A 12,447-nucleotide genomic window follows, 5' to 3' on the forward strand; every position below is an offset into this window, starting at 1 on the left:
TCAGAATAATAATATATTCTGGGGTTTTTTCATGAATTGACTTATGTGTTATATAAAAGGTATTTTTCATTTATCTTGCTATAAGCTTTTAATGTAATCTCAGCAGTTTTTTCCCAAGAAAAATCTTTGCTTCTTTCATAAGCTTTTTCACTTAATGCAATTCTTAAAGCATCATTTTGAGATAGATTAACAAGAGAATTTGAAATATCCAATATATCATATGGATTTATTAATATCCCTGCATCTTGAACAACTTCAGGAATTGAAGTTATATTTGATGCTATAACTGGAGCCTTACAGCACATAGCCTCAAGAGGTGGTAAGCCAAAGCCTTCATAGGTTGAAGGATATACAAAGGCTTCACATGCATTGTAGAGTATAGGTAGAACCTCTTCAGAACAAAAACCTATAAATTTTATATACTGGTTCAAATGTTTACTTTCTACTAAGCTTTTTAATGCTTCACCTTCTTCTCTTAAGGAACCAACTATAACTAGAGAGGTTGGCTTATTAAAGCTAAGTAAAGCCTTTTCAAAGGCAAGTATTAAGCCTTTTACGTTTTTTCTAGAACTAAAACCACCCAAGTATAGGAAATAGGGGGTGGAAATGTTATAGGTTTCACTTAAATAGTTTTTGCATTTATCCTTATCAAGAGGTCTAAATTCTTCGTTTGCAGCTAATGGGGTTACGAAGATATCATCATCAGAAAAGTGTGGAAAAAACCTTAAAATATCTTTTTTAGAATACTCAGAAACAGTTATTATTCCTTGAGAGTTCTCAATTATTTTTGGCATTTCCATTAGGAATCTTTTTAAATAGCCTGCCCCGACTGTTTCGGGTAGAATATATGGAATTAAATCATGTATTGTAACTATTTTATTACAAGGAATATCTTGAGCTAAGCCCATACCATTTTGAGGAACGTGATAAATGTCTAAATGCTTCTTTTCTATATATGATGGGATGTAGTAATTCTCAAAGAATCTCTGGTGCTTTTTAGAAGCCATTAGCACACTGATTTTTTCATTAATAAATGATTCGTATCCATCTCCAGACCAAATTAAATGATATTTGTTATCTGATTCTATTCCAAGGATATTCTTCAGTAAATTATAGGTATAAGTTCCAATTCCAGTACCTCTATACCAATTTAATCCCCTAACATCTATACATACATCCATAAAATACTCCCTAGAACATTACTAAATACAAGCTAGACATCTTAAAATATAAATGTCTGTTATATATAATATATAAATATGACTGATGGTCTTAAACGTGATTAAATTCACCAATATCTATTTTGATACATATAATAACTTAGAATTACTATGGGAGGAAAGACGATTGAGGTTAGAGACTTTAAAAGATTTATTGATTGAGAGTTATGGAATAGATGTAGATGAAATTGAAAATAAAAAGAATATTTATTTAATTAAATCTGGGGATAAGGAGTATAGTTTAAAAACAATAAAATATGATTATCCTCATTTTTATTTTATTCTATCAGCAATTCTTCATCTGAAAAATAGAGGATTTGAAAATATACCAGATATTATAGATACACTTAAAGGTAAAAAATATATAGCCTTTGATAATAAGTTTTGTTATCTTTCTCCTTGGATAACTTCTAGGGAAAGTAATTATGACAATGTAATTGAATTGATGCAAGTAACTAAAAAATTAGCTGAACTTCACTTATCAAGTCAAGGGTTTAGTTTAAACAGAAGAATGAGACCGAGAATATATTGGTTTAGATGGATAGATAATTTTCAAACTAGAGAAAATGAGATACTTGATTTCAAGAAGAGAATAAGTCAAAAAGTGTATAAGAGTGAATTTGACAAGCTTTATCTAAGTATAATGGAAGATGAATTAAAACAAATAGAAGAAACAATTATAGATTTAAAAAAATATAATTATTTTGACAGAATGAATAAAGAAGTCTTTAAGAGAGGATTCTGTCATCATGATTATGCACATCACAATGTACTAGTAACGGGGAGTAGAGAACTGTATGTAATAGACTTTGATTATTGTATTCTTGATAGTTCATTACATGATCTATCATCCCTTATTATTAGATCTATGAAAAATGGAAAATGGGATAATAAAAAAGCAATAGAAATATTAGAGAACTATAATTCCATAAATAGATTATTTAAGGATGATAATAAAATAATAGGAACATTTATTAAATTTCCGCAACAATTCTGGCAATTAGGAATACAGTATTATTGGGAACAACAACCTTGGGGAGAAGAATTTTTTGTTGATAAATTAAAAAAGTATATTGAAGATAGAGAGGAAAAAGAGGAGTTTATTAAAGAATTTACAAATTCAAGAGTTAGACTTTAGAGTGTAAAAGTTAGGGAATAGGATAGATTTATGAAATCATGTATAAGGTTTAAAAGGTCTATAATCTATTTCCTACTGGATTTGTTTTAACATTTATAAAAGGGGGTAGCGATGAGATTCCTTACATTAGAACAATATTTAAATAATAGAGATGTATTGATTAATAAAGAGGAATTTGATAGTACTAGCACCAAACTAAAAAAAGAAGATGTATATAGCCAGCTAGATATTATAAATGAAATTCATAGAATCTTGAGTGAGTATCCTTATGATATTATTCCGACAGTTCCTAGCAGAATTGGTGAAGATTTTGAAGAGTTTAAAGTATTATATAGAAAAGTAAGCAGGGCAGCATTAAAAGGTTATTATCCAGAACATATAAAAGATGAAGTTTATAAGATATTATTAAATGCAGAAAAAGCTATAAATCATATTGATAATTCAAGTTATTTGTCAATTCTTAGAAGGGCAATGGATAATGGAGAGATAATTTTAGGAAATTGTGATTTTAGACATTTAAAGTATAATGATAAAATCATCATAAATTCTGTGAAAGGGGTATGCTATAACATTATTGAAAGTGATTATGGAAAATTTCTTATGAAGCTTAGAAAGTATAATGTTGTAACTTCTTATGGAGATTTTATAGACCATATAGTTAAAAATGAAAAACTCCAAGATAACTCCAAGATTTTTCTTATGGGATACATTTTATATCCTCAAGAAAGTATGAAATTACTTCAAAAATATAAAGAAGGAAAAAAACAGTGGAATGAAGAGACCTTCTATTATAAATTTATGAAGGCGTATGAATTTGATAATAGTATTACGATATAGAAGGGTGATTATATGAACAAACTTAGATATGCTGATGAAAAATATCTCTGTGAATATGATTTAGATGTTGAACTGTTTAAAAAATTTGATTTAAGGGTTGAAGATTTAGTACCTTTGAGAAGTGTATATTTACTAATTACAGATAAAGGCAAAAGAATATTGAAGAAAATAGAAAATACAGAAGATATAAAATTTATTACAACTTCACTAGATTATATTAGAGAAGGGTTTTCAGATATACTTAACTTTGTAAAAGCTGGGGATGGAAATTACTATGTGAAATGGAATGATGGTATATACTGTGTTATGGAATTGATTGAAGGCAGGGAATGTTGCTGTGCTAATCCACTAGATGTAAATATGGCGGCTACAGCTTTAGCTAAATATCATAATGCATCCTTGGGATTGTTAAATCATTTAAGGAATATAGATACTTTAGATGTAAAAAATAATTTATTCAAGATGCCTGATTATTTTAGGAAAGCTAGAGAAGAACTAAAAAATATAGAAGATATGGTTATTACCTTTAAAAACAAGAATGAATTTGATGAATTATTTCTATCCACAATTAATGAGCAAATAGCCAATATTGATAAAGCTATAGTGGGAATTAGTGGTCCAGAATATTTGAAATCATGTAATGACGAAAGTAAGATAGTCTTATGTCATAATGATTTGGCGTATCACAATATAATCTTAGCTAAAGAAAAAGCTTATTTTATTGATTTTGAATATTCACTTATTGATATTAGAGTTCATGACTTATGTAATTTTATAATTAAATCTATTAAAAATTTTGGATATGATTTAGATAAATGTAATGAGATAATTAGAAGTTATGAATCTATTAATAAGTTAGATAAGGAAGAACTTAATGTGCTTTATTCAATGATGATATTTCCAAATGATTATTATAATTTAGTTTCAAATTATTATTACAAAAAAAAGAAATGGAGTTATGAAGCTTTCCTCTCAAAGTTTAAAGGAAAAGCAGTTGAAGAAGCAGATAAAAAAGAGTTCTTAGATTTATTTAAAAGCAAATATTTATAAGTTAGTATTGCATAGGTCGTAATAAGTGTAGATAAAATTATCTACACCTTACATAGAAATTTAATTTATGTTATTTTTTACTTCGGTAATATACTTCCAATATCTTTTAGGCATTTTGGCCTTTTGAATAGAAGTATTTTGCCTTTCTAGTATAGTTGTATATTTAAAATATGTTTTCCATAAATCCTCAAACTCGTCTTTATAATCTTTTAAAAATTTGTACTCATCTGGATTCATCTCAATGAAGTCAATCTCATTTTTATCAGAGATATATCTTAATGCAATACCTCTTTTAATATCATGAATAATAAAATTCTCGGTAGAAAATCTATCTTTAAAATGTGATGACAAAAGCTCTAATATATTGTTATCAGGCTCAATGGGAGAATATAAAAATTTATTATCTATTAACGTAAATCGAATAAAACCTATAAAACTATGTGCTTCTCCTGTAATCTTATTTTTTATATCAATAATATTTTTGACTCTCTTATCATATAAATGTTCATTTACTTTGAAGCCAATTGAAAAGGCAAACTTTATATATATAAATATCTTAGTATATACATCAGGGTTATCAGACAAAAATGCTAGATAAATATTTTCAAGTGTTAAAATCCCAGTTTTTTTTACTATTGCTGTTTGCACCTTTTCAGCTTTCTCTAGATCTGTTTTTATAAAATTCTTCACATAGAGAAAATTATCGCAATAATTAGTTTCAGATAAAATAAGCCCAGCATTAGGAAATGAGTAATAAGCTTCATAAATAGAAGTTAATAAACCAGTAAAAGTACCGTCAAATATCAATACATCCATGTTTATCACCTCCTAAAGTTCACCAGTTAAGGAGGTGATTCTATCTGCTATAGAGGGAAGAGCTAACTTATCAAAGAAACTAATTTGATGAATATTGGAATTAAGGCCTTTATTAATAATATTATTATCAGATAGTCTCTCCTCGATAAGAGAAGAAGCAAATGGAATATCTCCAAAGTATTTTCCATTACATAATATAAAATATTGAGCTCTCTTTAAAACTATTCCTAAGGTTTTCAAGTCATTATAACTTAAGATATGAACTTTACGAGTTTTTATGATTTTCTGAGCTGATTTAACTCCAACTCCAGGGATGCGCAATAACATTTCATATGGAGCTCTATTTATTTCAACTGGGAAAAGGTGCATATTGTTTACTGCCCAACAGGTTTTAGGATCCAGTTTTAAATTAAAGTTTGGCTTAGAGGTATCTAAGAGTTCCTTTGCCTTAAACCCATAATAACGTAGTAGCCAATCTGCCTGGTATAATCTATGCTCTCTTGTTAATGGTGGAGCAACTATGTTTGAAAGATGCTTGCTACTAGACGCTATAGGGACATATGCAGAGTAATAAACTCTTTTTAAATCATACTTATTATATAACCCTTCGCTTAAGTTTAAAATCTGTAAGTCTGTTTCACCAGTTGCTCCAACAATAAGTTGGGTACTTTGACCTCCTGGAACAAAAATGGGAGTACTTCTAATTACTTTTTTATTTTCTGAATAACTTTGAATTCCAGTTTTTATTACTTTCATTGGTTCTAGAATATTATCTTTTGATTTTTCAGGTGCTAAGAGTTTTAATGAATTTGCCGAAGGCAATTCTATATTTACACTCATTCTATCTGCATATAGACCAAGCTTTTCAATAAGTGCTTTATCGGCACCAGGAATAGCCTTTACGTGAATATAACCATTAAACCTATGCACCTCACGTAATAGCTTCAACGTCTTTAATAATAGTTCCATTGTGTAATTTGGATTTCTAAAAACTGCTGAACTTAAAAAAAGTCCTTCTATATAGTTCCTTCGATAAAAGTTTATTGTTATTTCACAAACTTCTTCAGGAGTAAATGCTGCTCTTAATGAGTCATTTGAACGCCTATTAATACAATAGGCACAATCATAAATGCAGTAATTAGTTAAAAGTATCTTAAGAAGAGAAATGCATCTTCCGTCGGGAGTAAAGCTATGACATATACCACTTTCAATAGCATTACCAAGAAAACCTTTTTTCCCTTTTCTATTAGACCCTGAAGAGGAGCAGGAAACATCATATTTAGCAGCATCTGAAAGTATTTTTAATTTTTCTCTTAAATCCATAATAAACTCACCTTCCATTCATTATATTTAGATTATACACGAACAAATGTTCTTATGCAATAAACATAAAACAATCTATTGGAAAAATATGGTTAGTGGTATATAATTAAAGAACAGGTATTCCTGTTCTTTAATTCTTAATTATGAATTATATATTTCGGTATAAGCTTTTAGAGTTTGAATGGCAGTGTTTTTCCAATTATATTCTTTGCTTTTAGAGAATCCTTTAACTATATACTGATTTTTAAGATCTTCGTTTATTAAAAAGTTATACATTGCATCAATGATTTCATTTATATTTTGCGGATTAATTAGTATAGCAGAGTCTTGTAGTATTTCAGGTATAGAGGTGCTATTAGAAGCTATAACTGGTGTTCCGCATGCCATAGATTCTAATGGAGGTAATCCAAAGCCTTCATAGAAAGATGGGTACACTAACATCTCAGCAGAATTATAAAATATTGGCATATGTTCCATTGGAATAAATCCTGGGAATAATACATCTTTATCAATATTTAGAGATATGGCCTTATTTTTATATATTTCATAGGAGATTCCATGCTTGCCTGTTATCACAAGACTTAGGGGATGCTTATATTTTTCTTTTAATTTAGAAAAAGACTCCAGTAGTCCAACAATATTTTTTCTAGGACTAAATCCGCCCACATAAAGAATAAAACTTTTATTTATAGAATAATATTTATTTAAGAGGCTTTTACATAGGTTTTTATCTAAAGGTTTATATATATTTTCTGCAGCTAAAGGGGTAACATATATTCTATCTTTGGGATAATTAAATTCTTTAGCTATATCTTCTTTTGAAAATTCTGATACAGTTATAATTCCACTAACGTTATCTATGATTTTGGGAATATGGTTATAGAAAATGTATTTATATCGTTCACTTACTGTTTCAGGCATTCTGAGAGGGATTATATCATGAAGAGTTATAACTGATTTACAAAATAGTTCAGTAGGTAATCCGACTCCATTTTGTGGTATGTGATATAAGTCTAAATCATTATCTTTAATTATATTAGGCAAAGAAACATTTTCCCAAAAGTTTTCATTAGGATTCTCATCAACTTTTTTATTGGTAAAATTTTTGTTTAATGATGTAAAACTTGAATTCTCAGGTAGAAATAGAAAATAGTCATTTATTGTATCAATTAAGTTAAGGTTGTATATAAGTTCATAGGTATAGGTTCCAATACCAGTACCTCTGTACCATTTTGATGCTCTGCCGTCAATTCCTATACGCATGATAAATCCTTTCAAATATAGTTATAGTTTATTATATTAAGTTATTTTGTGATTTGTTAATAATTGTTACTTGAACAACATATAAATATTTAGGGGGTGCATAACGATGATGAGGGAATCAGAGATTGAAAGACAATTTGATATTATTATTGAAAACATAAAGCCAAATAAAGGTGTATATCATCTTAAAACAAACAAGGGAGAAAAATGTTTGAAGAAGATAAGTTATGGAATTCAAAAACTATTATTTGTATATGGTGCAAAAGAATTCTTAATTGAAAAGGGATATTCAAAAGTTGATAAGTATTCGTTAAATATTGAAGGAGAACCTTATGCATTAGTTAATGAAGATATATATACACTTTCAGAATGGATACCTGGAAGAGAGTGTGACTTCCATAAAGCTGAAGAGGTTAGAATAGCAGCAAAAGAATTAGCTGTACTTCATGAAATGAGTAAAGGGTATGATCCACCAGAAAACAGTAAGCTTAAAAGCGATTTAGGAAGATGGCCAAGCTTGATGGATAAAAGAATAAAGTCTCTAGACAAAATGAGAGATATGTCAAGAAAAAAGTCAAATAAAGGAACTTTTGATTTAAACTATATTAAGACAGTTGAATTTTATAAGGACCTTGGTAGACGTGCATTAGATATTCTCAAGAACTCAAGTTACTATGAGTTATGTGAACGTACAGAAGTGGAGAAGAGTTTTTGTCATCATGACTATACTTATCATAATATTATTTTAGATGAAAATAATAACGTTAATATTATAGATTTCGATTATTGTAAGAGAGAAGTAAGAGCTTATGATATAGCTAACTTCATGACTAAAGTATTAAAAAGAGTAGACTGGGATATGAACTCAGCAGTTGATATACTAGATGCATATAATTCAGTATCTCCATTACAAAAAGGGGAATATAATGTGATTTTTGCATATTTATTATTTCCTCAAAGATACTGGAGGCTGGCTAATAGATATTACTACAACGAAGTTAATTGGGGACAGGGGACTTTTGCAAATAAGTTAGATGGATTAGTTCAAGAACAAGAAGCATTTTTAAAATTTATCGAAGAATTTAGAAAAGAATATGGAGTTTAGAGTAATATCATCAGAGTTAAAATTGATTAAATATTTTAGTATCCATAGTGAGCTATTACAAAGTAAAATTTGCATTTTATTTTGTATAACTCACTTTTTATTTAGTAGTGATAATTATTATTTGAAAAAAAAGATTTGCACAAAGTTCTTGTAAATTGCATATCATGAAATAGATAATTTTTTAGGAGAGAAAGTATGGGAATAGGTGACGTGGTTGTAAGAAAATCATATGGGAAAGACATTACTTTCAAGATTATTGATATTAAAGAGGACAATGGCGAGGTAATATATATTTTAAAAGGAATAAGCATACGTATAATTGCTGATTCCAGCAGAGATGATTTGGAACTTGTAAACAAAGAGTTTATAGCAGAAAAAGATAAAATCTTAAATGCAAGGGTTAGTCAAGCTATAAAAAAAGCAATTAGTTCAAGAGGGGGAACCTATACTAGAATTACAAAATCGCCTAAAATAATTCCTGAAAAAGAGCTTATGTTTGGAAGACCAGGGAAGGTTCTTCATATTGATGGTGATGAAGTATACATGGAAAACTGCTTAAAGGTATATAAACAATTAAATATAGAGGCCGTAGGAAGGGCAGTAATTGAAAGAGAACAACCTCTTAAGGTTGTAGATATGGTTAAAGAAATAAAGCCGGATATAGTCGTTTTGACAGGTCATGATGGCGTTCATAAAAATGCAAAGGACTTTTTGAATTTAGATAGCTATAGGAATTCTAGGTACTATATTGAGGCAGTAAAGGCATTGAGAGATTACAATTCGAGTTATGATGAACTAGTTATTTTTGCAGGAGCTTGTCAGTCATGCTATGAAGGGATTTTGGATGCAGGAGCTAACTTTGCATCATCTCCCAATAGGGTATTAATTCATTGCTTAGATCCGGTATTTGTATGTGAGAAAATAGCCTACACAAGAATAGATACAGTTGTTTCTATTACAGATGTAATAGAAAATACAATAACTGGAATAAAAGGAATTGGGGGATTACAAACAAGAGGAAAGTATAGAGAGGGATATCCAAAGTCAGTATATCTTTAATAAAAGAAGTATTTTCTTAATATTTGAGAAAAATTAAACAAAACCTCAGAAAATAGGAATAAAAAAGTTTTTTTTAAGGAAAATAAGTATATGAAAGTTATGTTATTAAAAATTTACATTGACAAGTTAAAACAAATAGTGATAAAATTAAATTTTTAATTTGACATATGTAAGTATTTAGGGTAAAATATATAATGGAAAGAGGGTGTTTAATATGGAAAAAAATAGAACATTAGCTTCCATAAAAAGAGACCTTGAAGGCCATGTTGGTGAAAAAGTAACATTAAAGGCCAACGGAGGCAGGAAGAAAATTCTCGTTAATAATGGAATACTTGAAAGTTTATATCCAAGTATATTTGTTATTAGGTTAGAGAGTGACACCCAAAGGACAGTGACATATAGTTATTCAGATGTTTTGACAAAGACAGTGCAATTACATTTTGCTGGATAAAACTTCGATTATGCATCGAAGTTTTTTTTAATTCCATTTAAAACGTTTACTTAGACGACAAAAAAGAAAGATGGTGGGTATCCATCTTTCAACTATGGTATAAAAGGGTATTGAGAATTTATGAGAGGTTATATGGTCAATAACCAATATTATAATATAATATTTTTGAAACTATGTCAACAATAAAATCAAAAAAAATTATCTTTTTCGACAAAAAAATCATTATAATGTAGAAAAATGCGTTAATTTACTCCTGCAAAACTTAGATTTTAGTTCATATTCCATAAAAAATTGAGTATAAATAGTAATAAGAATTTTGTAGGAGGGATATAATGCCAGAAATAGATACTATAAAAGAGTCTGTAGATTATCAACAACTTGTGAGAGAAGATTCTATAGATCAAATGCTTAAAGGTGAATTTTTGATACCTGATACTCATCCAGATGTACAGGAGATTATTTCAGTTAGTGGTAGAACCAATCTTACCAGAAAAGAAAGTCTTGGTGACAGAATACTGCTTGAAGGAAACATAGAATACGTTGTTTTATATCTAGCAAGAGAAGAAGAAGGTCTTGTACTTAATAGTGTTTCTTATAATGATAAGTTCTCAAACTATATTGAGGGGTTAGAAGCAGAACATAGGATCTCTTGCGAGGCTTTAGCAAAAATTGAACATATTGAAGGAAGAATAATTAATGAAAGAAAGATATCAATTGAAGGTGTATTAAATATAAGCGCAGAGTGCTATAAAAATTCTCAAATTGATTTTTTGAAAGATATAGTTGGAGTAAAAGATATACAAGTATTAAGAAAGCCTGAAGTGATAGATAAGTTAGTAGCTAAAAAGGAAATTGATTTCAGTGGAACGGGCACAATTATTATTGGTATGGATAAGCCTCAAGTCGGAAAGATAATAAAGACATCTTTAAATATTCATAAAGAGGATATTAAGTTAAATGAGGATAGAGTTACAGTTTCATGTTTTTGCAAGGTAGAATTGCTATATAGAGCTTCAGAAACTAGGGAAGTTATACTTGCTGAAGAGGATATATTTATTAGTAAGGATGAGGAAGTTATAGGCGTATCATCAAATATGACCTCACTAGGAAACTTTAGCCTTACAAATTATGACTTGAAGGTTAGAGAGGATGACTTAGGAGAAGCTAGAAAGATAGAAATAGATGTTCAAGCTAGAGCAGATTTTAAGATTATGGATAAAAGCCATATGGATTTCATAGATGATGTGTATTCGCCATCTATGAATATTGATGTTAAACAACAAGATACAAATGTTGGTATTGTTAATGATAAAGGTAATGCAGAAGCAGTTATTAAAGAAAATTTACAGGTTACTGATTCTTCAGCAATGCCAAGTAAAATACTATCAACTACAGGTAATGCAACCATAACCGAGAAAAAAATAATGTATGGGAAAGCTTTGATTGATGGATTGTTAAATGTTGAAGTAATTTATATGGCTGAAGGCGGAGAGAAAGAAGTCGGTAAAATGAATTCTGAAATTCCATTTAATGTAACAGTGGATTTGCCTAATTCTATAGAAGATGCGAAATGTATTGCAAAGAGTGTTATAGAAAGTATTCAAGGAGTAATCGAAGGATCTACAATAGCTATAAAAGCTATAGTTTCAGTTGAGGTTAAATCAATATCAAATGCGCTCAAGAAATGGGTATCATCTTTAGAAACAAAAGAAGGTGAAACACAAGGCAAAAAAGCTAGTATTATAATATACGTAGTTCAATTAGGTGATACAATATGGTCTTTAGCTAAGAAATATGCAACAACAATGGATGCACTTGTAAAGTTAAACAATCTTGAAGCAGATGAAAATTTAAAGGTTGGGACAAAATTACTAATACCAGGAAGAGCTGTTATATAAATCTTCATCATTTGAGTTAAAAAAATCATCAAATAACAAGATATACCAAGTGTTGCAAAAGTTAATAAATTTAGATAAGAATATTTTTTTAAAAGCTGTCTCACAATATAATGAGACAGCTTTTGTATTTTATAGAATGCTTTAAGCTATTTGAAGGGAGGAGAATTATACATATTACATTGGAATCGTATGTATTTACTAGCATTTATTCGGTATCAATTGTGACAAATTCGTGAATAATTATGTAAAATCATGGTTACAATAAAAATGCATGATTTGAGGTGATA

11 protein-coding genes are annotated in these 12,447 nt (G+C 29.0%); 7 read left to right on the forward strand and 4 right to left on the reverse strand.

Annotation, left to right across the window (positions count from 1 at the left end; all coding sequences use genetic code 11):
- Window positions 1–41: 41 nt before the first annotated feature.
- The gene (locus PTZ02_RS00175) at window positions 42–1,181 is read right to left on the reverse strand and encodes a glycosyltransferase family 4 protein (protein WP_274225821.1); all 1,140 of its coding nucleotides are present in this window, start codon (window positions 1,179–1,181) and stop codon (window positions 42–44) included.
- Window positions 1,182–1,347: 166 nt separating this feature from the next.
- On the opposite strand from PTZ02_RS00175, the gene PTZ02_RS00180 reads away from it, so the two are divergent.
- The 3 genes from PTZ02_RS00180 (at window position 1,348) to PTZ02_RS00190 (ending at window position 4,245) form a co-directional block, all read left to right on the forward strand.
- Entirely contained in the window at window positions 1,348–2,358 is a 1,011-nt protein-coding gene (locus PTZ02_RS00180; RefSeq protein ID WP_274225822.1) for a CotS family spore coat protein, read from the forward strand.
- A 111-nt stretch (window positions 2,359–2,469) separates the two neighbouring features.
- A complete protein-coding gene (locus PTZ02_RS00185) occupies window positions 2,470–3,195 on the forward strand; it encodes a hypothetical protein (RefSeq protein ID WP_274225823.1) in 726 nt (241 codons plus the stop codon).
- A gap of 12 nt (window positions 3,196–3,207) precedes the next feature.
- A complete protein-coding gene (locus tag PTZ02_RS00190; RefSeq protein WP_274225824.1) occupies window positions 3,208–4,245 on the forward strand; it encodes a CotS family spore coat protein in 1,038 nt (345 codons plus the stop codon).
- Window positions 4,246–4,305: 60 nt separating this feature from the next.
- On the opposite strand, the gene PTZ02_RS00195 is transcribed toward PTZ02_RS00190, so the two are convergent.
- The 3 genes from PTZ02_RS00195 to PTZ02_RS00205 all read right to left on the reverse strand — a co-directional run bounded on the left by PTZ02_RS00195 (window position 4,306) and on the right by PTZ02_RS00205 (window position 7,647).
- Complete coding sequence (locus tag PTZ02_RS00195; RefSeq protein WP_274225825.1) at window positions 4,306–5,061, reverse strand: TIGR03915 family putative DNA repair protein; 756 nt, start codon at window positions 5,059–5,061, stop codon at window positions 4,306–4,308.
- A gap of 12 nt (window positions 5,062–5,073) precedes the next feature.
- Window positions 5,074–6,384, reverse strand: coding sequence for a putative DNA modification/repair radical SAM protein (locus tag PTZ02_RS00200; RefSeq protein ID WP_274225826.1), 1,311 nt, complete (start codon window positions 6,382–6,384; stop codon window positions 5,074–5,076).
- A 141-nt stretch (window positions 6,385–6,525) separates the two neighbouring features.
- Entirely contained in the window at window positions 6,526–7,647 is a 1,122-nt protein-coding gene (locus tag PTZ02_RS00205; RefSeq protein WP_274225827.1) for a glycosyltransferase family 4 protein, read from the reverse strand.
- A gap of 106 nt (window positions 7,648–7,753) precedes the next feature.
- Between PTZ02_RS00205 and PTZ02_RS00210 the strand changes: the two genes are divergently transcribed.
- The 4 genes from PTZ02_RS00210 to PTZ02_RS00225 all read left to right on the forward strand — a co-directional run bounded on the left by PTZ02_RS00210 (window position 7,754) and on the right by PTZ02_RS00225 (window position 12,160).
- Window positions 7,754–8,752, forward strand: a complete 999-nt coding sequence (locus PTZ02_RS00210; protein ID WP_274225828.1) for a CotS family spore coat protein — start codon at window positions 7,754–7,756, stop codon at window positions 8,750–8,752.
- A 195-nt stretch (window positions 8,753–8,947) separates the two neighbouring features.
- Window positions 8,948–9,811 carry a sporulation peptidase YabG gene (gene yabG / locus PTZ02_RS00215; protein ID WP_274225829.1) on the forward strand — a complete coding sequence of 288 codons (864 nt, stop codon included), beginning with the start codon at window positions 8,948–8,950 and terminating at the stop codon, window positions 9,809–9,811.
- Between the two features lie 214 nt (window positions 9,812–10,025).
- Window positions 10,026–10,262, forward strand: coding sequence for a Veg family protein (locus PTZ02_RS00220; RefSeq protein ID WP_202768048.1), 237 nt, complete (start codon window positions 10,026–10,028; stop codon window positions 10,260–10,262).
- A gap of 332 nt (window positions 10,263–10,594) precedes the next feature.
- The gene (locus PTZ02_RS00225; RefSeq protein WP_274225830.1) at window positions 10,595–12,160 is read left to right on the forward strand and encodes a DUF3794 and LysM peptidoglycan-binding domain-containing protein; all 1,566 of its coding nucleotides are present in this window, start codon (window positions 10,595–10,597) and stop codon (window positions 12,158–12,160) included.
- Window positions 12,161–12,447: the final 287 nt, after the last annotated feature.

The organism is Clostridium sp. 'White wine YQ' (assembly GCF_028728205.1).
Taxonomy (GTDB): Bacteria; Bacillota; Clostridia; order Clostridiales; family Clostridiaceae; genus Clostridium_T.

Coding starts and splice junctions, on each gene's coding strand:
- PTZ02_RS00175 (WP_274225821.1), bottom strand. CDS start 1,181: ATGGATGTATGTATAGATGTTAGGGGATTAAATTGGTATAGAGGTACT.
- PTZ02_RS00185 (WP_274225823.1), top strand. CDS start 2,470: ATGAGATTCCTTACATTAGAACAATATTTAAATAATAGAGATGTATTG.
- PTZ02_RS00190 (WP_274225824.1), top strand. CDS start 3,208: ATGAACAAACTTAGATATGCTGATGAAAAATATCTCTGTGAATATGAT.
- PTZ02_RS00195 (WP_274225825.1), bottom strand. CDS start 5,061: ATGGATGTATTGATATTTGACGGTACTTTTACTGGTTTATTAACTTCT.
- PTZ02_RS00200 (WP_274225826.1), bottom strand. CDS start 6,384: ATGGATTTAAGAGAAAAATTAAAAATACTTTCAGATGCTGCTAAATAT.
- PTZ02_RS00205 (WP_274225827.1), bottom strand. CDS start 7,647: ATGCGTATAGGAATTGACGGCAGAGCATCAAAATGGTACAGAGGTACT.
- PTZ02_RS00210 (WP_274225828.1), top strand. CDS start 7,754: ATGATGAGGGAATCAGAGATTGAAAGACAATTTGATATTATTATTGAA.
- yabG (WP_274225829.1), top strand. CDS start 8,948: ATGGGAATAGGTGACGTGGTTGTAAGAAAATCATATGGGAAAGACATT.
- PTZ02_RS00220 (WP_202768048.1), top strand. CDS start 10,026: ATGGAAAAAAATAGAACATTAGCTTCCATAAAAAGAGACCTTGAAGGC.
- PTZ02_RS00225 (WP_274225830.1), top strand. CDS start 10,595: ATGCCAGAAATAGATACTATAAAAGAGTCTGTAGATTATCAACAACTT.